Here is a 22,726-nt window from a genome sequence, read left to right as displayed (position 1 = left end):
ATATCATGAAATAAATTGACTAGCCAACTAATCAACCAATCAATTTTTTCATTAATTCATTGACTTGAGCAGGGTTGGCTTTACCCTTAGACGCTTTCATCACTTGACCGACAAGACCGTTAAAGGCTTTTTCCTTACCAGACTTGTATTCCTCAACCATTTTTTCATTGGCTGCAAGTACTTCTTTGATGATCGCTTCAATCGCACCCGTATCAGTTTCTTGCTTCAAGCCTTTCTCAGCAATGATGTAATCTGCAGATTTACCTTCTGCTTCCCACATAAAGCCAAACACTTGCTTCGCAATCTTACCGCTGATGGTGTTATCCACAATACGTGCCACCATACCGCCCAATTGCTCCGCAGAAACAGGAGAATCCGCCAATTCTAGGCCCGCTTTGTTTAAAGCACCTGAAAATTCACCCATTACCCAGTTAGCCGCAATTTTACCTTGTTTCGCACCACCCGCAGCAACCACAACAACCTCATAGAAGTCTGCGATTTCGCGTGACAGCGTCAACACATGTGCATCGTATTCAGTCACACCAAAGTCAGCGATGAAACGTGCACGACGCGCTTTAGGTAATTCTGGAAGGGCAGCACGTGCCGTTTCGATCTGCTCATCAGCAATGATGACAGGAAGCAGGTCAGGGTCAGGGAAGTAGCGATAGTCGTTCGCTTCTTCTTTCGAACGCATCGAACGAGTTTCCATTTTCACTGGATCGAACAAACGTGTTTCTTGGTCGATCTTGCCGCCGTATTCCAAGATTTCCATTTGGCGTTCAATTTCAACATTGATCGCTTGCTCAATGAAACGGAATGAATTGAGGTTTTTCAACTCACAGCGTGTACCAAATGGCTGATCAGGACGACGTAAAGACACGTTACAGTCACAACGGAATGAACCTTCCGCCATGTTGCCATCAGAAATACCTAACCAACGCACTAAAGTGTGAATCGATTTGATATAAGCAACTGCTTCTTCAACCGAACGCATATCTGGTTCAGATACGATCTCAAGTAACGGAGTACCTGCACGGTTTAAATCGATTCCTGACATGCCTTCAAACTGGTCATGGATAGATTTACCTGCATCTTCTTCAAGATGCGCGCGAGTAACGCCTATGCGCTTGATCGTGCCATCTTCAAGTTGGATATCAATATGACCCAAGCCAACGATTGGATTGTCCATTTGGCTGATCTGATAGCCTTTTGGAGAGTCAGGGTAGAAATAGTTCTTACGTGCAAACACAGATGCTTGGTCGATATAAGCATCAATCCCTAAACCAAAGCGAATCGCAAGATCAACCACTTCTGCATTCAATACAGGCAATACACCCGGCATCGCCAAATCAACGAGGCTAGCTTGTGTATTTGGGTCTTGACCAAATTCAGTCGATGAACCTGAGAAGATTTTTGATTTAGTTGCAAGCTGCGTGTGAATCTCGATCCCGATAACAACTTCCCAACCGTCAATCAGATTTGATTTTGGTTTAGCCAACTTTTGAGCTTCAGTCATTATGCAGTCTCCTCAGCAACGCTAGCACGCTTGGTATGCCAGTCTGTGTTTTGTTGATATTGATGCACAATCGAAAGTAATTGTGATTCTGACCAGTAGTTACCAATTAACTGTAAGCCGACAGGCAAGCTTTCTTGATCAAAACCAACAGGGGCGTTAATGGCTGGAAGACCTGCCAAGTTCACCGCGAGGGTATAAATATCGCCTAAATACATTTCAGTTGGGCTGAGGTTCGCACCGATCTTATACGCTGTGGTTGGTGCAGATGGCGCAGCGATTACATCGACATTTTCAAATGCTTTTAAGAAATCTTGTTGGATCAGACGACGTACTTTTTGTGCTTTGACATAGTATGCATCGTAATAACCAGCAGAAAGGGCATAAGTACCAATCAAGATACGACGTTGTACTTCTGCACCAAAACCTTCTGAACGTGAACGCTTGTACAAATCCATCAAGTCCACAGGATTTTCACAGCGGTAGCCATACCGTACGCCATCAAAACGAGACAGGTTCGATGAAGCTTCCGCAGGAGCGATCAGGTAATAAGTTGGAACATAGGCTTCGGTCATGTTGAGATCAATCTCAACTAAGCTTGCGCCCATTTCCTCAAGTTTTTTCAATGATTCTTCGACACGGGCTTTGACCTCAGCATCTAAACCAGAGACGTTGAAGTATTGCTTTGGAATACCAATACGTAAGCCTTTGACCGATGTACCGTTCAAGTTTGCAACGTAGTCATCAACTTCTTTATTGATAGAGGTTGAGTCTTTGGCATCATGGCCTGCGATTACATTCATCAAGTAAGCACAGTCTTCGGCAGTACGTGCCATTGGACCGCCCTGATCCAGTGATGAGGCATAGGCGATCATACCGAAGCGAGAAACACGACCATACGTCGGTTTTAAGCCTGTTAAACCGCAGAATGAGGCAGGTTGACGGATTGAACCGCCAGTATCCGTACCTGTAGCAATCGGTGCGAGATCAGCCGCTACAGCAGCAGCAGAACCACCTGATGAACCACCCGGTACATGATCAAGTGCCCAAGGGTTGCCTGTTGCACCAAAGTAAGAGCTTTCCGAGGTTGAACCCATGGCGAATTCATCCATATTCACCTTACCTAAGGTCACAAGACCCGCAGCTTTGGCTTTGGCCACCACAGTTGCATCATAAGGGGAGATGAAGTTATCCAGCATTTTTGAACCAGCAGTGGTTTTAATGCCTTTGGTACAAAAAATATCTTTATGCGCCAGTGGAATACCTGCAAGTACAGATGCATTGCCAGCTTTTAATGCAGCATCAGCGGCATCCGCTTCAGCCAAAGCTTGTTCTGCTGTAACCGTCACATAACTCTTTACTTTTGTGTCAATTTTGGCGATACGTTTTAAATAATGTTCAGTCAATTCACGTGATGAAAATTGGGCTTGTTGTAAGCCTTCAGAGAGTTCACGAATTGTTAAGCGATGTAAATCTGTCATATGAAAAATTTCTTTACATTCTAAATATAAAATATTGACTAATCGAATAAAAATTATTCAATTACACGAGGAACTAGGTACAAACCTGCTTCTGTCGCAGGAGCGACCGCTTGGTATTCATCACGGTGATTAGTTTCACTCACAACGTCAGTACGTAAGGGTTGTGGGTGATCAAATGGGCTTTTTAAAGGTTCAACATCATCGGTGTTAATGCCTTTTAATGTTTCCATCATACCTAAGATTTTATTCAAACTTTGAGCATATTCAGCAGATTGCGTGTCATTTAGGGATAAGCGAGCCAAATTTGCGATTTGCGATACAGTTTGCGCATTTAGATCCGCTGTCTGTGACGCATCAGATGATGTAGACATAACTTTACCTAATTCAGTATCAAAAAAATTCAAAATATAGTGCGTTATAATAAGCGATTGACTTGTTCAAATCATCACATTTAGTTAAAGTTGCCACCTTGTATTCACACAAAGTTTAATTGAGAACGCCCCCGTGATTCTAAAAAGACTACTTGGCTTGTTTTCGCCGGATTTAGCCATAGATTTAGGTACTGCAAATACACTTATTTATGCACCAGGCCGTGGCATTATATTAAATGAACCGACAGTTGTGGCGATTCGTCACAGTGGTTCACAAAAAATAGTTGCTGCTGTTGGTCTTGATGCTAAACAAATGTTAGGCCGTACCCCAGCGAATATTTCAGCCATTCGTCCCATGAAAGATGGTGTGATTGCTGATTTTGAAGTTACTGAAACGATGCTGCATCAGTTTATCAGTAAAGTACATGAAAAACGCTTGTTCCCCAATCATCCAAAAGTTGTGGTCTGCGTACCATGCAAATCAACTTTGGTTGAACGTCGCGCGATTCGTGAAGCCGTATTTAATGCAGGTGCGCGTGAAGTTCGTCTGATCGAAGAGCCAATGGCTGCTGCGATTGGCGCAGGTATGCCAGTTGAGCAAGCATGTGGTTCGATGGTGGTTGATGTTGGTGGTGGTACCACTGAAATTGCTATTATTTCATTACAAGGTTGTGTTTACGCGGACTCTCTACGTATCGGTGGTGATGTTTTTGATGAGCAAATTATCAATTATGTGCGTAAAGCGCATGGTTGCGTGATTGGTGAAACAACTGCTGAAGTCATTAAAAAAGAAGTCGGTATGGCGATTGCAGATGCAGATGGCAAAACGCTTGAGATTGAAGTGCGTGGTCGTAACTTGGCTGAAGGTGTTCCTCGTGCCATTACCGTAACTTCTGATGAAATTACCCAAGCGATTACTGATCCATTACAAAGTATTGTAAGTGCGGTGAAATCAGCACTTGAACAAACACCGCCTGAACTCTCATCTGATATTGCAGAGCGTGGGATCGTACTGACTGGTGGTGGTGCATTACTCCGTAATCTCGATAAATTGATCGCGCAAGAAACAGGCTTACCTGTCGTTGTGGCAGAAGAACCGCTGACCTGTGTTACGCGTGGTGCAGGTAAAGTATTAGAGTTCTTTGACAATCCAAACCATGACATGCTGTTTGTTGGTTAATTCATAAGGAATAGGCGGTGCAACCGAATCTTTTTTCAAGAAAACCGCCCTCTTTTCGTTCGTTTGTTATTGCGGTCATCACATGTTTGGTCGTGCTTTTCTTTGATTGGCGCATGCCACATGTGGTTCAACCTGCCAGAGAAGTATTGTACGCTGCGTATAATCCAATTTATGCGCTGGCAAGTTATCCAGTACTGTCGCGTGAATGGCTGAATCAACAAACCAAGTCTGAAGCTCAGTTGCGCCGTGAAAATACCGCGATGCAAGCTGAGTTATTGCAAGCACAGGTTCGCTTGCAAAAACTTTCAGAACTTTCTGCTGAAAATAATCGATTGCGTGGTCTACTTGATACCCCATTGATTATCGATGGTCGTATGCAAATCGCCGAAGTAATCGGTACAGATGCAGATCCACTACGTCATATTATTATTATCAATCGTGGTGCGCTCGATCATCTTAAAATCGGTCAGACCGTTTTAGATGACAAAGGGATCATGGGGCAAATTATCGATGTCTATCCGCATAGTGCCCGAATCATGTTGCTTTCAGATAAAGAACATTCCTTATCGGTACGTTTAGAGCGTACGGGAATGCGAGCGATTGTGTCTGGTACTGGTGATTTGGGACAGCTAAAAATGCAATATGTGCCAACCAGTGCAAATATTAAAGTGGGCGACAAAGTTTTTAGTTCTGGTTTAGGTGAACATTTTCCAGCAGGTTACTTAGTCGGAACAGTGTCTAAGGTCAGCCGTCATAACTCGGGTGAGTTTGCTGAAATTGATGTCATGCCGACTGCACAGTTGGCCAGTGGTCATCATGTCGTGGTTCTGTTCTCAGAATCTTTGGCAAAGGAGCAGCCTTATGCCGATCGCTAAATTAAATTATGCCAGAACCAATAAAGACCCACTTTGGATGATTATTCTCTCCATTGTGATTGGGTCGGTACTGATGGTCTATCCATTGGCTTATGATACATCTGGATGGCGACCGTCGGTAATGTTGATGATCACGTTATTTTGGATTCTCTATCAGCCCGTTTGGTGTGGTATTTGGTTCGCATTTGCGATGGGGGTCTTTGTCGATTTATTGTTAGATGCACCGCTTGGCTTAAATGCACTGAGCTTTGTTCTGATTTGTTTTTCGACACGCTATTTTATCCGTGAACGTCGAATTTTGACCTTTGCTAATTCATGGGTGATTGCGATTATTGCGATTACTGCACATATTACCTTTTTGTGGGTGGCTCAGACGATTGCAGGTACACATTTCTCAATTGCACGACATTGGCAACCGCTCATTACGGGTATACTTGCATGGCCTGTCATTTATTATTGTTTACATAAATGGCGAATATAATTTTAGCATCCAGCTCTCCTCGTCGACAGGAGCTGTTACAGCAACTCGGTTTGGACTTTCAGGTTTTTAGTCCAGAGGTGGATGAAACAGTATTGGCGGGTGAAACAGTCGAACACTATGTTGAACGTTTGGCGAAAGACAAAGCCAAAGTTGTTTTAACACGTTATCCTGAAGCAGTTGTGATTGCTGCAGATACCAATTTGAGTTTTGCTGGAAAGATTATAGGTAAACCCGAGTCAAAGCAGCACGCCTTTGAAATTTGGTCGGCGCTTTCAGGACACTGGCATGACGTGTTGTCTGGACTATGTGTCGCTCAATCCTCTAAGATGCTTAGTACAGTAGTAAAAACTCAGGTTGAGTTACAAGTATTGAGCCATGCAGAAATGGAAAAATACTGGGCAACGGGTGAGCCGATCGGAAAGGCAGGGGCATATGCGATACAAGGAATTGCTGCACAATATATTCCTCAGATTCGTGGCAGTTATAGCAATGTTGTTGGTTTACCTTTGCATGAAACAGCACAGTTATTAGAAAGCATAAAGGCATTTCGCTGATACTTTCGGATATAAGAATTTTTATAAAGTTTTGAGTTGGTTATGGCTGAAGAGTTGCTAATTAACGTCACACCGATGGAATGTCGTGTGGCATTAATCGAAAATGGTACGGTCAATGAGCTATTTGTTGAACGTACAGTAAAACGTGGGTTGGTCGGTAATATTTACAAAGGCAAAGTTGTACGGGTATTGCCCGGTATGCAGGCGGCTTTTGTGGATATCGGTTTATCGAGAACTGCCTTTTTACATATCAATGATATGGTCTGGCCGCGTTCACAGCCAACCCCAAATGTTTTTGAACTTTTGCATCCGGGGCAAATGCTTACGGTTCAAGTCATGAAAGACATGTTGGGGACCAAAGGTGCACGTTTAAGCACTGATCTTTCTATTCCATCGCGTTATCTCGTGCTTATGCCTTATGGCAATCATATTGGGGTATCCCAGCGTATCGAATCTGAGGAAGAACGAGATCGACTGCGTGGCATCATTGAGCACATTCAGGAAGAACACCTTCTTCCCGGTAGTGTGATTGTACGTACGGCAGCAGAGGGTGTGGACGAAGCTGCAATCGCCCAAGATATGAATTATCTAAGTAAACTTTGGGAGTATATTCAACGCAAACAAAAAGAAGTTGCGACCCCTGAAATCATTTTCGAAGAATTGCCACTTCCACAGCGAATTGTTCGTGATCTTGCAAGTGGTGAAACCGCTAAAATCTATGTCGATTCACGTGAAATCCATGCCAAACTTAGTGAGTTTGTCGATGAATTTGTACCGATGATCAAAAACCGCCTGATTCACTATCCGGGGGAAAAGCCATTATTTGACTTGTATAACGTCGAAGAAGACATCCAAAAAGCATTGCAAACGCGCGTCGCACTTAAATCTGGTGGTTATCTGATGATCGACCAGACTGAGGCAATGACCACGATCGATGTCAATACAGGTTCTTATGTTGGTGGTCGAAGCTTAGAAGATACGGTTTTTAAAACCAATATGGAAGCCACGCAAGTGATTAGTAGGCAACTCCGCTTGCGTAATTTGGGTGGCATTCTGATCATTGATTTTATTGATATGCAAGAAGCTGGGCATCGTGAAGAGGTGATGCGTCAGTTTGAGAAAATGCTCGAACGTGATCATGCGAAGACCAAAATTACTCAAGTTTCTGAGCTTGGTTTAGTTGAAATGACACGTAAACGTACGCGTGAATCTTTGGAACATTTGCTTTGTGAATCTTGCCCAACCTGTCAGGGACGAGGATATGTGAAAACAGCAGAGACAGTATGTTACGAAATATTTCGAGAGGTCATGCGATATGCCCGTGCATTTGACTCCAAGGGTGGCTTTACTGTCGTTGCGCATCCAGCGGTGATTGATCGGCTCTTAACAGCAGAAGCCCCAGCCGTGGCGGATTTAGAGCATTTTGTGAACCGCGTCATAAAATTCCAAGTTGAAAATCTATATACGCAAGAGCAATACGATATCATTTTAAGCTAAAGTTGTAACAAGATTTCGCTTAATCCTTGTTACAACTGAAATTTTACTTTCTATCATGAATTTTAAATACTAGAACCATAAGATTAGCCATAGGCATTTTTCAGTGCCTTAGCAAATATAATGAGGTATATAATATGAATGTTAGTAAAAGATTAGTGAGTCACGGTTTTAAGCATGTTTTGGACAGCACCCCTGTAAATACATGTTACATGGTCGATAGCCAAGGTAAAGAAGTTCCGATTACCACAGCTATGATCCGCTCTGCTTGCCATCAACTGCTACAACGGTGTCGCGCAATTAAAAACTAAGGGGCTATGAAAGCCCCTTAGTTTTTTCTGAAAGTTAATTCGCAATTTTTTGCTTTTCGAACTCTTGAATCTTTTGTTCAAAACGTTGAATTTCTTCTTCTAAATGAGTCAGTAGATTTTGCATTTTAGGTAATGCATTGCGACATGCAATCAGTCCAACCTCAAGTTTATCGAGATAACTGGTCAAAGTGATATTCAGCGCTTGACCATCCATAACGATTGAAGCAGGGTACAAAGCATCTAGTCTTGCCCCATTCCAATATAAAGGCTCACGTGGACCGGGTACATTCGAAATCACAAGGTTAAATGCTTGGCGTTTAGGCAGCATGCCTGAAACGATATTTAGACCTGCTGGTCCATACACAACAGCACTATAGTTCAAAATCTCATTTGCAGTCATACGGCTAAAACGTTGTTTAGAGTTTTGTACGCTACGACGAATAATTTCTAAACGTTCAATCGGATTTTCAATGTGCGTCGCAAGATTTGCCAAAATCATGGTGATACGGTTACTGACGTCTGAATCATCTGTGCGTAATGAGGCAGGAACCATCGCAATGAGCGGTTTTTTCGGCAGACTATTTTGGCTAATTAAATATTCACGCAATGCACCTGAGCACACGGTAAGTACTACATCATTGATGGTCACACCCAAGACTTTAGCAATATAGCGCAAGCGATTCAGCTCAAAAGATTGTGCTGCGAAACGACGAGAAGAACTGACACGCTGGTTTAAAATTGAAGGCGGTGCTTGAAAGGTTGAAACGTAGTCTGGGTTTTTCCCCATTTCTTTAAATATGGTTTGAGACAACTCTTGCATGACTTTAGGGGTGACTTCAAGCTGAGATTTAATCCCATCTATAAACCCTTTGATTTTGCTGACTGTTGGTGGTTTTGGTACTTTTAAACGTTTACCGCGCGTTCCTTCAACACACCATAAAGGCACAACGTGTTTTTCGTTTGGATCTTTAGATAGTGATTTTTCAATCAAGCGCATACCCGCAACGCCATCAACCATCGCATGGTGGATTTTGAAGTACATGGCAAAGCGATTGCCTTCAATGCCTTCAATAATGTCACAGGTCCATAGTGGCTTGGCACGATCAATTAGTGAACTATGCTGCTGTGAAATATAGACCAGCAATTCGCGAATACGTCCGGGATTCGGTAGTGCAATATGACTGAAATGATGATCTAGGTCGAATTCATTGTCTTCACCCCAAAATAAACCATTAAGTTGGTTATTAAATGGAGGGACTGGAATGCTTTTTGATTGGCGAATTTCTTCCACTAAGTCATGCACGAAAGTCGGCGAAGCATTCTTAGGAAGTTCGAATAAAAACAAGCCACCTACATGCATAGGTTGTTGTCTTTTTTCTAATGAAAGAAAAATGAAGTCGATTGGGTGTAATGGGCGCATAGCAGATTAGCCTCTCGTCGCATTTTTTATAAGATACTCGTAGGGTTTGCTGATATTTCAACCATGAAGTGTCAACAGACCCTATAACTCTTATTAGAATTATTGAACCGTTCTGTCGAGTATATACGGTTTGTTCTGGTTAAAATATGACTTTGTACACGGCAGTCATAAAAAATAAAACCACTGATTAATCAGTGGTTTTAATATACCAAATCTGTAATTGATTATTTTTTGAGATTGCCAGCATGCAAGCCGCATTCTTTGTGTGTGGCTTCTTCCCACCACCAGCGTCCTTCTCGCTCATGCTGATTTGGAAGTACGGCACGCGTACATGGCTCACAACCAATCGAAATAAAACCACGCTCATGCAATGGATTGTATGGGATTTCCATCATACGGATATAACTCCATACATCCGCACTGCTCCAGTTCGCAAGTGGATTGTATTTAATCAATTGCTTACCTTCACCTGAAAAACCAACATCGGCTTGAACCACTGGAACGTCACTTCGCGTTGGGCTTTGATCCTTACGCTGACCTGTAATCCAGCCGTCTAAAGTTGCTAACTTTTTACGTAAAGGCTGTACTTTACGGACGCCACAACACTCCTGATGACCATCTTCAAAAAAGCTAAATAAGCCTTTTTCATCTACAAGTTGCTGAACTGCTGCTGATTCAGGAAAGCAAATTTCGATATTGATCTTGTAATGTTTACGCACAGTTTCGATGAACTGATACGTCTCGGCATGCAAGCGCCCGGTATCTAAACTAAATACACGGAAGGGTTTGCCAATACGAGATGCGATATCAATCAATACAACATCTTCAGCGCCTGAAAAAGAAATAGCGATTTCACCTGATTGGCTTAAAGCAAGTTCTAAAATTTCTCGTGGTGATTTATCTGCATAGTCAGCAGCGAGAGCATCTACAAGGTCAATAGTCGGAATAACAGTCATGAATGTTCCTGGCGATAGGCTTGGGCATAATTGTAAATCATTCTAAGCAAAGCGGAGGGCTTGCCGTCAACTTTAATCTTGCAGAATAAAGTCGTTTTATTCAACAACAGCGCAAAAAATTGAAAATGTTAATGGTATGATACAGCAATTTTTAACCAACATTGGACGCATTCATGGAAATCGTATGCCTAGATCTTGAAGGGGTTTTAGTTCCAGAAATCTGGATTAATTTTGCAAAAAAAACAGGGATTAAAGAACTCGAAGCGACCACGCGTGATATTCCAGACTATGATGTGCTGATGACGCAACGTCTAAATATCTTAAAACAACATGGTCTGGGTTTAAACGATATTCAGGCTGTGATTGCTGATATGGGGCCTTTTGAAGGAGCAAAGGAGTTTGTTGATTGGGTGAGTACTCATTTTCAACTGATTATTTTGTCTGATACTTTCTATGAGTTTGCACATCCGTTGATGAAGCAACTCGGTTGGCCAACTATTTTCTGTCATAAGTTAGAGACAGATGAAAATGGTATGATTACCGCGTATAAACTGCGTCAACCTGATCAAAAGCGTCAAGCAGTCAAAGCATTACATGGTTTGAATTTTCGTGTAATCGCAGCGGGCGACTCTTATAATGATACAACGATGCTTGGTGAAGCAGATCATGGTTTCTTATTTGATGCGCCAGATAATGTCATTGCTGAGTTTCCACAATTTCCACCACTTCATGGCTATGAAGCATTGAAGCAAGCGATTCGCTCTGTATCGCAACGTAATATTCCAGAATAATATGTGTTTTTTCACCATCGTGTGAAAAATGTATAAAATAAAAGGCGCATAAAGCGCCTTTTATTTTATCAAATGCAATTAGAACTTATAACCAATTTTCATACCGTAAGCGATCGCATCGTTATTGTTAAACTCGGCGATATAATTAGGCGTATCAAACTGAGAACCAGATTGTGCTTTGGCATCACCTAACCAGAAATATTTCACACCGCCAGCAATGAAGTAATTTGGAGCAGGGCTGTATTGAACCCCGACACCAACATTCCAGTATCCTTCTGTTGGTCCAAGTGTGGTGACTGGATTACCTGCACCAGAGTCCCAACCGACAGATAGATTACCTGCCCATTGATCATTCAGTTTACGTCCTACACCCGCAGTAACCGAATATTGATCATCGGTATAAGCGACGAGATCGAAACCTTCTTTTTTGCCAGTGCTACTCACAACAGGAGCGAGTACGGATGCAGCACCAAACTTATAAGGACGAATAGCAAAGTCTTTCCAGTTGACCCAACGTATGTTAGCAAAGGCAACGGTATTTTCCATGATCCCTGTTTGTAAATCGAGATTGATCGACTGTGGGGTGGTAATCTCAGTTGTACCTTCTGAATGATTAATTTGATTTAAAATAGCATCAAAACCAGCATTGCCAGTCATACCTGCTACGCCATGTTTTTCATAAGCATTCATTTCGTGCTTGATCTTGGCACGGTAGGTTAGGGATGCTTTAAGGGCGATTTCAGGAATTTGATAAGCGACACCCGCTAACCAGCCCACTGCTGCATCTTTACCTGTTTTAAAGTCATAGCCATTGTATGCGCTATAGCTAGTGCCACGTAATAACACAGTACTGTCTAAGGTTTGATAAACCGCACCTGCATAAACGTTCCAGTTTTGATTTGGCTGATAACCAAAGATTAAATTTAAATTTTCGGTGCTTACCGTAACTGATGTTCTGCCGTTAAAAGGTACTGGTCGATTTTCGACAAAATTGTTTTGACCGTGATATTCAGCATCAGCACCATAAGGATGATCATAGAGTAGACCAATAGAAAAATGCTCAGTTGCTTGAATTTTTAATGCGGCACTTGGTGAGTAATACTGGTTTGCCATGTCCCCTGTATTATTTTGTGAAGTATCTTTTCCTGAAACATCTGCGCTCAGAAAGGTAATACCCGCTTCAAAATAGTTGTCTGGCTGTAAAAATGCAGCGATTGACTGACCCGAACGATCTAATGCAGCAGCAAAGGCTGAGGTCGTTGGTAGTAAACTGAGTAATACAGCTTTTTGAATGGCATGCAGCTTCATTGATATTTTTCTCTCATATCACGGTGTAACAAGAATGCCGCGGAAAGTAACATAATTTTGGTAAGCCTAAATATTTTACAAATGTCAATAAATGAACTGCTAAAGTCATGGAAAGGTGTTGAGTTATATGGGCTTATAGATTATTCACTCTAATTTTTTTATTTAACGGTAAATTATGAGTAAAAAAAGACCGTCGTATGACGGTCTTTTTATCTTGATATAGATTAGAAGCGGTAACCGATTTTTAAGCCGTAAGCTAGAGCGTTATTGTCTTCAAACTTCGCAACGTATTCATTAGTACCTGCTTGAGCGCCAGTTTGAGCTTTAGCATCGCCTAACCAGAAGTACTTCACACCACCTGCAATAAAGGTCGCTGGAGTAGGGCTATATTGAACACCTAAACCCACATTCCAGTAGCCTTCTGTAGGACCTAAAGTCGTAATTGGGTTGCCTGCGCCTGAGTCCCAACCTACAGAAACATTACCAGCCCATTGTTCGCTGAGTTTACGACCAACACCTGCGTTGACTGACCATTGGTCATCAGCATATTCAACAAGATTGAAACCGTCTGGACGTCCAATGATTGGACCAACGAGTTTTGATAACTTACCAAATTTATCAGGTTGAATTGAAAAGTCTTTCCAGTTCACCCAACGTACATTAGCAAATGCGACAGTGTTCGCCATGATCCCAGTTTGGAAATCAAGGTTAACTGATTGTGGTGTAGTAATTTTAGTTTTGTTGTCAGCGCTTAAAGCAGCGAGTTGTGAAGCATCAAGCCCTAAACCAGCAAGGATGCCACCTAATGCAGGGAAACCTAATAATGCCATATCTTCTTTGATTTTTACATCATGGTCGATTTCTGATCGGTAGGTGATCGATGCTTTTAACGCAATTTCAGGAATTTGATATGCAGCACCCGCTAACCAACCCACACCAGTGGTTTCTTTGATATTTGCATCATAGCCGTTATAAACACTATATGCTTCACCACGCAGATTGACATGACCTTTAACGGTTTGTAGCACAGGGCCTGCATAAAAATTAAAGCTTTGATTTGGTTGGAAGCCAAAGACCATGGATAGGTTTTGAGTATCAACTTTTACTTCGGTATTATTACTGTCTGTGCTGGAACCAAGATAGCCTTTAGCTGCATTCAAAGCACCTGCAAGTTGTTGAAATTCAGGACTGCTTTGTACTTGGGCTTTTGCCTGAGCAATTGATTGTTCATTTACTGGTATACCTTGTGCTTCTAAAGCATCAATTGCTCTTTTTGTAACAATACCATCAATAGATTTTGCTGATAATACGCCATCATTTGGATTGGATACAAATACATTATCCCCAGTGTATTTTGCATCTGCGCCGAATGGTTGATCGTAGAGTAAACCAAATGAAAATTTGTCAGTGAGTTGAAGTTTTAGGGCAGCGCTTGGGAAAAAATAATCTCCCGCCATGTCATCGATTTTTCGTGTTGTTGCAGTTCCACCAGCTTCTTGTCCTTCTACTGTTGGGTCCAAAACTGAAATTCCAGCTTCAAAGTAGTTGCCTGGCTGTAAAAAAGCAGACATAGACTGACCTGAACGGTCTAACGCCGCTGCAAAAACTCCAGTTGCAGGTAACGTTGCTAAGATCATTGCAGTGCTAAGGTGTTTTAATTTCATTTTAAATCTTTCCTTGAACTTTTAAGATTCTTAAGTGTTGAGAAGCTATGAATTAACAACAAAACAGTTGTCTATTGTGATTGGCTATAACTTCATGTAACAAAAATACCATAATTAAAATAAGAGTAAATGTTCTAAATGAACTATTCAGTACGATTTTTTACATGAAAATGAACGGAAAATAATCTATATATATTTTATACATCTGTGTTTTTATTGATAAAATCATGAAAAATATAAATTATTTTTTTTGGAGGAGTGCATTTTTTTTTGCATTTTTAAGAAAAATATTTTTTTTAAGGTCAAAGATTTTTTGTAATAAATAGGAAATTTTTTCAATACTGTTATTTTAATTGCGCTATCAGGCGGTTTAGGTGTGCAGTAAATAAGTTTACGCAAAATTTACGCATCAGTCTTTTTTCAATATAGAGAATTTACGCACTCAATTTCCATACTTATGCCGAACTATTTTTTTATGGCATTACCTATGTGGGAATTTATTTCCGTATTTATGTTTGCATTGCTTCTAGCGTATCCCTTAGGACGCTATCTCGCCGATGTGATGCAAGCAAAACCGATGCGAAGCGACCGATTTTTTAAATGGATAGAGCAGCCCATTTATACTGTTCTCAATGTAAAACAAGTTGGAATGAATTGGCGCCAATATTTGGCAGCCTTTGTTCTGAGTAATATTTTATTGTTGGTGACCAGTGTCACTATTTTAATGACACAAGCTTGGTTACCACTGAATCCTGATCATATTCCAAATATGAATTGGGATTTGGCGTTACATACTGCGATTTCGTTCCTGACCAATACCAATCAGCAGCATTATTCTGGACAATCACAGCTTTCTTATTTATCACAAATGACAGTGATCGTGGGGCTGCAATACTTGTCACCTTTAATGGGATTGGCACTATTAGTGGCAATGTTAAGAGCATTATTCTTACAGCCGAGTCAAACAGAAAACTCAGAGAAAAAGACATGGAAAAATATTAATCTGGGTAATTTTTGGATGGATATTATTCGTCCATTATTTCGGTTTTTTATTCCTTTAGCATTTATTTTCTCTTTATTGCTCACGTTTCAAGGTGTTCCAGCAACGCTTTCTGCTGGCCCGACTGTACAAGTTTTGGATCAATCAGCAGAAGTACAAACTCAACGTATCCCTCTTGGCCCAGTGGCACCGATGGTTGCGATTAAGCAATTAGGGAGTAATGGTGGGGGGTGGTATGGTCCAAACAGCAGTGTGCCTTTAGAAAACCCGACTCCACTTTCAAATGTTCTTGCAATGATTGCCATCCTATTGATTCCATTATCTGTGGTGTTTATGGTCGGGCGTTTTGTCCAACGTCGGAAATTGATGTGGATGATTTTCGGAACGATGTTATTGATGTCAGTTGCTTCTGCCTCGTTGACATTGTGGACTGAAAAATCATCTTTGCTTGCAAACTCAGCATTGATGGAAGGGAAAGAAGTCCGTTTTGGCGCTGATACATCCGCATTGTGGGGCAGCTTGACCACACAAGTAAATAATGGCTCTGTCAATATGATGCATGATTCTGCTTCCCCTCTGACGGGTTTGCTAGAGCTATGCAATATGTTGATTAATGCGATTTGGGGTGGGATCGGTTGTGGTCTATTACAGTTCTTTATTTATTTGTTCTTAGCCGTTTTTATTGCAGGCTTAATGACAGGGCGCTCTCCAGAGTTATTTGGGCGAAAAATTGAAGTCACTGAAATTAAACTTTTAGCATTCGTGATCCTATTACAGCCTGTTGTGATTCTTGGGTTAACTGCAATTGCAATCGCATTTCCTTCGTTGACAGGCAATTCAAACCCTGCATTCCACGGGATCAGCCAAGTGTTTTACGAGTATGTCTCTGCTTATGCCAACAATGGTTCTGGTTTTGAGGGATTGGGCGATGACAGCTTGTGGTGGAATCTCAGTGCGAGTGTCGCATTGTTAGCAGGGCGCTATAGCGTATTGATCATCCCTGTTTTAATCGCCGTGAGCTTGGCAACCAAACCGCAAGCTGGAGAAAGCAAAGGTTCTTTACAGATTGAGTCGCCTACATTTGCGCTGACGTTGATCGCAATTGTATTGATCCTCACGTTATTGCAATTTATGCCAGTGTTGGTGATTGGACCAATTGCTGATTATTTATCTGTAAACATCTAGTGGAGCAAGCTCAATGAATCATTCAAATGCGACACAAATGGATATTTTGAATAAAGCAATTATTCAGCAAACCTTTTATAAACTGCTGCCGCAACATGCATTTAAAAACCCTGTGATGGCGTGTGTATGGGTGGGGACTGTTTTAACCATTATTGCAACTTTAATGGGAAGTACCAGTTTAGGCTTTGGTCTATTGCTGACTTTGATTTTATTGGTGACGGTGTTATTTGCCAATTATGCAGAAGCTGTTGCAGAGGCCAAAGGACGGGGGCAAGCCGCTTCATTGCGTCAAGCCCGTGAGAATTTAACTGCAAATCGAATCGCAGACCTCAATGCGACCCCACATGTCATATCTGCAAATTTACTTAAAAAAGATGATTTAGTCGTGGTCAAGGCCGGTGAAATTGTGCCTGCTGATGGAGAAATTATCCAAGGTTTCGCCACCATTAATGAATCAGCCGTAACTGGTGAATCTGCGCCTGTACTCCGTGAAGCTGATACTGATCGTTCAGGGGTGATCGGAGGAACGAAGGTATTGTCTGATCAAATTATTATTCGAGTCAGTAATGAAGCTGGTCATAGCTTTCTAGATCGAATGATTGCTTTGGTAGAAGGTGCCAACCGTCAGAAAACACCGAATGAAATAGCACTGAGTATCTTGCTCAACATTATGACCATAACTTTTGTGGTGGTGGTTGCAACGTTACCGTTCATAGGTTCAATGGTGGGAATCAAGATTAGTCTTGTGTTGTTGATTGCTTTGTTGGTGTGTTTGATTCCGACGACGATTGGTGGATTATTGCCTGCAATTGGGATTGCAGGGATGAACCGCGCATTAAAAGCCAATGTATTGGCAAAGTCAGGAAAAGCAGTTGAGGTGGCAGGCGATATTGATGTGTTACTGTTAGATAAAACTGGCACGATTACCTATGGCGACCGTCAAGCAACCGCATTTTATCCACTCAAGGGTGTTGCGATTCAAAACTTACGTCAAGCCGCAGTCTTATCATCTTTAGCTGATCCAACGCCTGAAGGTAAGTCGATTGTTAAATTGGCTCAAGAACAAGGTGAACAGGTTCATTCTTCTGAGATTGAAATGCAGTTTATTCCCTTTAGTGCTCAGACGCGTATTTCAGGTGTGGACTTGGCAGAAAATCGCCAGATTCGTAAGGGATCTTATGATGCAATTATTCAATTACCTTATCAAAATCAAACGATTCAAGCTGAATTAAAGCAAGTAGTCGAAACAGTTGCTCGTAAAGGTGCAACACCTTTGGTGGTGATTGATCGTGAAATGATCCTCGGTGTGATTGAGCTGTCTGATGTGATCAAGCCTGGGATTAAAGAGCGTTTTGCTTTGCTACGTGAGATGGGCATTAAAACCATTATGGTGACAGGGGATAATCCTTTAACTGCCGCCGCAATTGCTGCTGAAGCTGGGGTTGACGACTATATTGCCGAAGCTAAACCAGAAGATAAGCTGAACTGTATTCGTAAAGAGCAAGCTGCTGGTAAGTTAGTGGCCATGGTGGGGGATGGTACCAATGATGCACCTGCTTTGGCGCAAGCCGATATTGGTTTAGCAATGAATTCAGGTACGCAAGCCGCTAAAGAAGCTGGCAATATGGTGGACTTGGATTCTGATCCGACCAAACTGTTAGATGTGGTCGAAATTGGTAAGCAACAATTGATCACGCGTGGTGCGTTAACCACCTTCTCTTTGGCAAATGATGTATCTAAATACTTCGTTATCTTGCCTGCATTGTTCGCCGTGGCAATCCCTCAACTTGAAGTGCTCAACATTTTACAATTGAGTAGTCCAAGCAGTGCTGTTATTTCTGCTTTGATCTTTAATGCACTCATTATTCCAATGTTGATTCCACTTGCACTCAAAGGGGTGCAATTCAAGCCAGCGAGTGCTTTGCAATTACTCCGCCGTAATATGCTGATTTATGGTGTCGGTGGGGTGGTATTTCCATTCATTGCAATCAAGCTGATTGATCTTGTTGTTTCGTTGTGGATTTAGGAGTGTGAAATGAATACATTAGAAAAACTTCCATCAATGATTGAGTCTCAGTCGTTACTCCGTCCTAGCCTTGGTTTGATTATGGTTGGGTTCCTGATTGCTGGTGTGCTGTATTGCAGTGCGAGTGTCTCGATTGCACAGCTCATATTTCCAACGCAGGCGAATGGTAGTTTAATTACTACGAATGGTAAAATTGTAGGGTCAAGCTTGGTTGGACAGTCCTTTGTGAGTGATCGCTATTTTCACGCTCGTCCTAGTGCTATTGACTATGATGCGTTTGCGGTTGGGGGAAGTAATCTGGCTGTTTCAAATCCGGAATTACATCAGCAAATAAAAGAAAGAACAGCACAGTTTGCGCAACACAATCATACGACGACAGAGCAAGTGCCGAATGAGATGATCACTGCTTCGGGAAGTGGGATTGATCCTGATATCTCACCTGAGAGTGCGTTATTACAGGTCAAACGTGTGGCTGAACAACACTATTTAGCTGAGCAAGAGGTTACTAATCTGGTCAAACAACATATTCAACCTGCTCAATGGGGGATATATGGGCAAGCACGAGTGAATGTACTTCAGCTAAACTTGGCATTAGATCAATTATCTTCTACACCACGTTGATAGAGCAAACTTTATGCAGATCGACCGTAACAATAAAGCTGATGCATGGTTGGCACATAGTCAGCGTGAACAATCTGGACGTTTAACCATTTTCTTGGGGGCAGCGCCAGGTGTGGGTAAAACCTATGCCATGCTGACCCGAGCACATGAGTTGATGCAACAAGGTCATCATGTGGTTGTGGGCGTGGTGGAAACACATGGTCGATCTGATACGGAACGCTTGATTCAGGGGCTCAATGTTATACCAAGCAAGAATGTTGAATATCAGGATCGAACTTTGGATGAGATGGATCTCGATCACATACTGAGTTTAAAACCTGAAATTGTGTTGGTTGATGAATTGGCACATCGTAATGTACCCAATAGTCGCCATGAATATCGTTGGCAAGATGTCAATGAATTACTTGATGCTGGGATTGATGTATATAGCACTTTAAATATCCAGCATCTCGAAAGTTTGAATGATGTGGTCTATCAAATCACAGGGATTCGAGTCAGTGAAACAGTTCCCGATGCGTTATTGAAACGTCTGAAAGATATTCGCTTGGTTGATTTGCCCGTTCCAGAATTGTTGGAACGGATGAATCACGGCAAAATTTATAGAGCGGATGTTGCACCGCATGCTTTGCAAGGTTTTTTTAAGCCAGCACATTTGACTGCGTTACGTGATTTAGCAATTCAAACTGTCGCTGGACAAGTGGAAATTGATTATCGAGAAAAGTTTGTTGCTCAAGGGCAAATTATTCCGATCCAAAATCATGTCATGCTGGCGATTGATGGTTCAGAGTTTTCAGAGGATTTGGTCAGACGAGCACATCGAATCGCAGAAAGACGGAATGCAACGTGGAGCGTGATGTCGATTCAAAAGAGTCGATATCAAGACAGGCAAACCTTTGCAGTTACTAAAGCTTTTAATTTGGCACGTAAGTTAGGTGCAGATACTTATTTGCTATATAGCAATCATATCGCCTCAAGTATTTTACAAGCGGCTTATGATTATGGCGCATCGAATATTTTACTCGGTAAAAGTCCCAAAAAATCAGTGTGGCAGCGGCTGTTTTCAGATCATATTGCCGATCAACTCTTAGAAAAACAGCATCCTTTTGAGATCACTTTTGTTCAGCCGTTGAAGGATAGGCAGAATGATCATCAACAGCAAGGGGATGCTTCAAGTAAATCATTTTTCGAGCAAGGTTTCGCTTTTAATCAACGTGAAGTGATTGAAAGTATTTTTATCATTCTCCTTGGATTTTTTGCTGCGGTCGTGAGTGACCGATTTATTGGTTATAGTGATTTAGCTTTAATTTTTATTGTTACCGTACTTTTGGTCGCTATGCGAGCACGGATGGTGATTACCCTCGCAACGGTATTTATTTGTTTTTTACTTTATAACTACTTTTTTATTGACCCTCGCTATACGTTTAGAATCAGTGCCGAACGTGGTGTGATTACGATTGTGACATTTATCGTCACGGCATTATTGGTTGGACGTTTGGCAAATCAGTTACGTGCTCAAGTATTGAGTTTACGTGCTGCAAATTCAGTTTCCTTACAACTCCAAGAACTGGAAAGGAAACTCTCAAGTTGTGTTGATATTGAGCAAGTATTAAATGTGGCGAAACAACATTTAGAAAGCGCTTTAAATGCAGCAGTTTGGTTGAGAATAGGGACTCAAGAGTTAGGTGAGACAGCTTCTTTATTGAATAAAAAAGATCAAATCGCAGCAGACTGGACGCAAAAAAATGCTAAACCTTGCGGACGTTTTACCAATACATTGACTCAGTCGGAATGGTGGTTCAATCCAGTTCATTTAGTTGATGGATATGGTGTTATTGCGATTCAATTTAACCAACATCCCCAAACCATCAGCTTTGAACAACAACGTTTGGCTGAGTTGATGATTGATGATATTGCTCAAACCGTGTCTCGGGTACAGTTGTCATTACAGTTGGAAAACTCTCGGGTCGTGGCTGAAACTGAAAAGTTACGTTCAGCCTTATTGTCATCTGTTTCGCATGATTTACGCTCACCATTGGCTGCGATGATTGGTTCTGCGGACAGTTTAAAATATTATAGTGAGCAGATGTCGGTGTCTGACCGCCACGATTTATTGGATACGATTCATATCGAGGGGGAACGTTTAGATCGTTATATTCAAAACTTACTCGATATGACGCGATTGGGTCATCAAGGTTTGACGCTTAGTCGAGCTTGGATTGGGGTGGATGAGTTGATCGGTTCTGCAACCCAACGACTCAAACGTTATCAGCCGAATATTAATATTGAAGTGTCTTTTCACGAGGATTTGCCGCAACTCTATGTGCATCCTGCTTTGATTGAACAGGCGATTTTCAATGTTTTGGAAAATGCTGCCAAGTTCTCACCCGATGACATTCCGATTGAAGTAAAGATCCAGCAGAATGAAACTGAACTTCAAATAGATATCGTAGATCAAGGTGTTGGGATTCCTGAAGATGAGAGAGAGCAAATCTTTGATATGTTCTATACCATGCAACGTGGTGATCGTGGTAAAACTGGAACAGGTTTAGGTCTTGCCATCGTCAAAGCGATTATTGGTGCCCATATGGGCAGCATTACAGCCCATGCTGGAGCATATGGTCAAGGTACCTTAATTCGAATACGATTACCGTTACATCAGGATTAAAATCATTTGTATGCCACAAACATTTAATCAACAAGCGTCGGTTCTTATTATTGATGACGAACCGCAAATCAGAAAATTTCTAGATATCGCCTTACGTGCTCAAGGTTATCAAGTGCATGTTGCTGAAACTGGTATGAAAGGGTTGGAAACATTAGCAACTCGCGGTGCAGATTTATTGATTTTGGATTTAGGTCTGCCTGATATGGAAGGGCAAGCTGTTTTAACTGAAATGAGGCAATGGTCCGATATTCCAGTCATTGTTCTTTCAGCACGACCCGATGAAAATCAAAAAATTAAGCTACTGGATGCGGGTGCGAATGACTATGTGACCAAACCATTTAGTATTCAGGAGTTATGCGCTCGAATCCGTGTATTGTTTCGTAATAAATCACAGCAATCAGAACACAATATCATTTTTAATGATGGACAATTATTTGTCGATGTCGCTGAGCATGTCGTGAAACTTGCTGGTGAGGAAATTATTTTAACCAAAAAAGAATTTCAGCTTTTTGCATTGTTGATCCGCCACCAAGGCAAAATAGTGACGCAAAAACAAATTATGAATGAGTTGTGGGGCATCACCCATGAAGAAGATACGCACTATCTCAGAATTTTGCTGAAAAAGCTTAGAACTAAAATTGGTGATTCTGCCGCAACGCCACATTATATTTTTACGATTGCAGGAGTTGGTTTGCGATTTTGCGAATAGTCTCGATTAAGTCGATCTAATTGCTTGGATTATAAAATGATTTGTTCTGATTTAAATGGATGCTTGAATTGTAAAGTGTTAGGTGCTTAATCGTTTTTAAGCTATAATTTTACGGTTTTTT

19 protein-coding genes are annotated in these 22,726 nt (G+C 41.6%); 12 read left to right on the top strand and 7 right to left on the bottom strand.

Annotated features, from left to right (window positions below; genetic code table 11):
• Positions 1-31: 31 nt before the first annotated feature.
• Genes gatB through gatC form a run of 3 tightly spaced genes read right to left on the bottom strand, consistent with a single transcriptional unit; the run spans position 32 to position 3,365 of the window.
• Entirely contained in the window at positions 32-1,516 is a 1,485-nt protein-coding gene (gene gatB, locus EAH57_RS02225) for an Asp-tRNA(Asn)/Glu-tRNA(Gln) amidotransferase subunit GatB (RefSeq protein ID WP_121928653.1), read from the bottom strand.
• Positions 1,516-2,994, bottom strand: a complete 1,479-nt coding sequence (gene gatA, locus EAH57_RS02220) for an Asp-tRNA(Asn)/Glu-tRNA(Gln) amidotransferase subunit GatA (RefSeq protein WP_121928652.1) — start codon at positions 2,992-2,994, stop codon at positions 1,516-1,518. Before gatA ends, gatB begins: the two co-directional genes overlap by 1 nt.
• A 53-nt stretch (positions 2,995-3,047) precedes the next feature.
• Positions 3,048-3,365: an Asp-tRNA(Asn)/Glu-tRNA(Gln) amidotransferase subunit GatC gene (gene gatC / locus EAH57_RS02215; RefSeq protein ID WP_004669364.1), complete on the bottom strand. Its 318-nt coding sequence runs from the start codon at positions 3,363-3,365 to the stop codon at positions 3,048-3,050.
• A gap of 133 nt (positions 3,366-3,498) precedes the next feature.
• Here gatC and EAH57_RS02210 point away from each other — a divergent pair, with 133 nt between their 5' ends.
• From EAH57_RS02210 to EAH57_RS02185, 6 genes are all read left to right on the top strand, one after another.
• A complete protein-coding gene (locus tag EAH57_RS02210; protein ID WP_121928651.1) occupies positions 3,499-4,545 on the top strand; it encodes a rod shape-determining protein in 1,047 nt (348 codons plus the stop codon).
• Between the two features lie 17 nt (positions 4,546-4,562).
• Complete coding sequence (gene mreC, locus EAH57_RS02205; protein ID WP_121928650.1) at positions 4,563-5,420, top strand: rod shape-determining protein MreC; 858 nt, start codon at positions 4,563-4,565, stop codon at positions 5,418-5,420.
• A complete protein-coding gene (mreD, locus tag EAH57_RS02200; protein ID WP_121928649.1) occupies positions 5,407-5,901 on the top strand; it encodes a rod shape-determining protein MreD in 495 nt (164 codons plus the stop codon). The genes mreC and mreD overlap by 14 nt, the downstream gene beginning before the upstream one ends.
• On the top strand, positions 5,889-6,455 hold the full coding sequence (locus EAH57_RS02195; protein WP_121928648.1) for a Maf family nucleotide pyrophosphatase: 567 nt from the start codon (positions 5,889-5,891) through the stop codon (positions 6,453-6,455). The genes mreD and EAH57_RS02195 overlap by 13 nt, the downstream gene beginning before the upstream one ends.
• Positions 6,456-6,497: 42 nt before the next feature.
• Positions 6,498-7,952: a ribonuclease G gene (gene rng / locus EAH57_RS02190; RefSeq protein WP_004669353.1), complete on the top strand. Its 1,455-nt coding sequence runs from the start codon at positions 6,498-6,500 to the stop codon at positions 7,950-7,952.
• 134 nt (positions 7,953-8,086) lie between these two features.
• The gene (locus EAH57_RS02185; RefSeq protein ID WP_005195458.1) at positions 8,087-8,260 is read left to right on the top strand and encodes a PA1571 family protein; all 174 of its coding nucleotides are present in this window, start codon (positions 8,087-8,089) and stop codon (positions 8,258-8,260) included.
• Between the two features lie 34 nt (positions 8,261-8,294).
• On the opposite strand, the gene EAH57_RS02180 is transcribed toward EAH57_RS02185, so the two are convergent.
• Positions 8,295-9,680, bottom strand: coding sequence for a WS/DGAT/MGAT family O-acyltransferase (locus tag EAH57_RS02180; RefSeq protein WP_005195460.1), 1,386 nt, complete (start codon positions 9,678-9,680; stop codon positions 8,295-8,297).
• A 224-nt stretch (positions 9,681-9,904) separates the two neighbouring features.
• A complete protein-coding gene (locus EAH57_RS02175; RefSeq protein WP_004669347.1) occupies positions 9,905-10,636 on the bottom strand; it encodes a phosphoadenylyl-sulfate reductase in 732 nt (243 codons plus the stop codon).
• 173 nt (positions 10,637-10,809) lie between these two features.
• On the opposite strand from EAH57_RS02175, the gene thrH reads away from it, so the two are divergent.
• On the top strand, positions 10,810-11,427 hold the full coding sequence (gene thrH / locus EAH57_RS02170) for a bifunctional phosphoserine phosphatase/homoserine phosphotransferase ThrH (protein WP_121928647.1): 618 nt from the start codon (positions 10,810-10,812) through the stop codon (positions 11,425-11,427).
• Positions 11,428-11,505: 78 nt separating this feature from the next.
• On the opposite strand, the gene EAH57_RS02165 is transcribed toward thrH, so the two are convergent.
• Positions 11,506-12,735, bottom strand: coding sequence for an OmpP1/FadL family transporter (locus EAH57_RS02165; RefSeq protein WP_121928646.1), 1,230 nt, complete (start codon positions 12,733-12,735; stop codon positions 11,506-11,508).
• Between the two features lie 224 nt (positions 12,736-12,959).
• The gene (locus EAH57_RS02160; protein ID WP_121928645.1) at positions 12,960-14,399 is read right to left on the bottom strand and encodes an opacity family porin; all 1,440 of its coding nucleotides are present in this window, start codon (positions 14,397-14,399) and stop codon (positions 12,960-12,962) included.
• 487 nt (positions 14,400-14,886) lie between these two features.
• Here EAH57_RS02160 and kdpA point away from each other — a divergent pair, with 487 nt between their 5' ends.
• The 5 genes from kdpA to EAH57_RS02135 are packed head-to-tail and all read left to right on the top strand — an operon-like array spanning position 14,887 to position 22,605.
• Complete coding sequence (gene kdpA, locus EAH57_RS02155; RefSeq protein ID WP_121928764.1) at positions 14,887-16,584, top strand: potassium-transporting ATPase subunit KdpA; 1,698 nt, start codon at positions 14,887-14,889, stop codon at positions 16,582-16,584.
• Positions 16,585-16,597: 13 nt separating this feature from the next.
• A complete protein-coding gene (kdpB, locus tag EAH57_RS02150) occupies positions 16,598-18,610 on the top strand; it encodes a potassium-transporting ATPase subunit KdpB (protein ID WP_121928644.1) in 2,013 nt (670 codons plus the stop codon).
• 9 nt (positions 18,611-18,619) lie between these two features.
• Entirely contained in the window at positions 18,620-19,231 is a 612-nt protein-coding gene (gene kdpC / locus EAH57_RS02145; RefSeq protein ID WP_121928643.1) for a potassium-transporting ATPase subunit KdpC, read from the top strand.
• Between the two features lie 13 nt (positions 19,232-19,244).
• Positions 19,245-21,896, top strand: a complete 2,652-nt coding sequence (locus EAH57_RS02140; protein ID WP_121928642.1) for a sensor histidine kinase — start codon at positions 19,245-19,247, stop codon at positions 21,894-21,896.
• A gap of 10 nt (positions 21,897-21,906) precedes the next feature.
• Positions 21,907-22,605 carry a response regulator gene (locus tag EAH57_RS02135; protein ID WP_121928641.1) on the top strand — a complete coding sequence of 233 codons (699 nt, stop codon included), beginning with the start codon at positions 21,907-21,909 and terminating at the stop codon, positions 22,603-22,605.
• Positions 22,606-22,726: the final 121 nt, after the last annotated feature.

Source organism: Acinetobacter sp. 2JN-4 (genome assembly GCF_003687745.1).
Lineage (GTDB): Bacteria > Pseudomonadota > Gammaproteobacteria > Pseudomonadales > Moraxellaceae > Acinetobacter > Acinetobacter halotolerans.
Note: the sequence above shows the minus strand (reverse complement) of the source record. Positions and strands in the feature narration are given on the sequence as shown.

Excerpts from the sequence above, each read along its gene's own strand:
- mreD (WP_121928649.1), top strand. The coding sequence starts at position 5,407 with ATGCCGATCGCTAAATTAAATTATGCCAGAACCAATAAAGACCCACTT.
- EAH57_RS02135 (WP_121928641.1), top strand. The coding sequence starts at position 21,907 with ATGCCACAAACATTTAATCAACAAGCGTCGGTTCTTATTATTGATGAC.
- kdpB (WP_121928644.1), top strand. The coding sequence starts at position 16,598 with ATGAATCATTCAAATGCGACACAAATGGATATTTTGAATAAAGCAATT.
- gatC (WP_004669364.1), bottom strand. The coding sequence starts at position 3,365 with ATGTCTACATCATCTGATGCGTCACAGACAGCGGATCTAAATGCGCAA.
- EAH57_RS02180 (WP_005195460.1), bottom strand. The coding sequence starts at position 9,680 with ATGCGCCCATTACACCCAATCGACTTCATTTTTCTTTCATTAGAAAAA.
- gatB (WP_121928653.1), bottom strand. The coding sequence starts at position 1,516 with ATGACTGAAGCTCAAAAGTTGGCTAAACCAAAATCAAATCTGATTGAC.
- gatA (WP_121928652.1), bottom strand. The coding sequence starts at position 2,994 with ATGACAGATTTACATCGCTTAACAATTCGTGAACTCTCTGAAGGCTTA.
- EAH57_RS02175 (WP_004669347.1), bottom strand. The coding sequence starts at position 10,636 with ATGACTGTTATTCCGACTATTGACCTTGTAGATGCTCTCGCTGCTGAC.
- kdpC (WP_121928643.1), top strand. The coding sequence starts at position 18,620 with ATGAATACATTAGAAAAACTTCCATCAATGATTGAGTCTCAGTCGTTA.
- thrH (WP_121928647.1), top strand. The coding sequence starts at position 10,810 with ATGGAAATCGTATGCCTAGATCTTGAAGGGGTTTTAGTTCCAGAAATC.
- kdpA (WP_121928764.1), top strand. The coding sequence starts at position 14,887 with ATGTGGGAATTTATTTCCGTATTTATGTTTGCATTGCTTCTAGCGTAT.
- EAH57_RS02185 (WP_005195458.1), top strand. The coding sequence starts at position 8,087 with ATGAATGTTAGTAAAAGATTAGTGAGTCACGGTTTTAAGCATGTTTTG.
- EAH57_RS02160 (WP_121928645.1), bottom strand. The coding sequence starts at position 14,399 with ATGAAATTAAAACACCTTAGCACTGCAATGATCTTAGCAACGTTACCT.
- rng (WP_004669353.1), top strand. The coding sequence starts at position 6,498 with ATGGCTGAAGAGTTGCTAATTAACGTCACACCGATGGAATGTCGTGTG.
- EAH57_RS02195 (WP_121928648.1), top strand. The coding sequence starts at position 5,889 with ATGGCGAATATAATTTTAGCATCCAGCTCTCCTCGTCGACAGGAGCTG.
- EAH57_RS02165 (WP_121928646.1), bottom strand. The coding sequence starts at position 12,735 with ATGAAGCTGCATGCCATTCAAAAAGCTGTATTACTCAGTTTACTACCA.
- EAH57_RS02140 (WP_121928642.1), top strand. The coding sequence starts at position 19,245 with ATGCAGATCGACCGTAACAATAAAGCTGATGCATGGTTGGCACATAGT.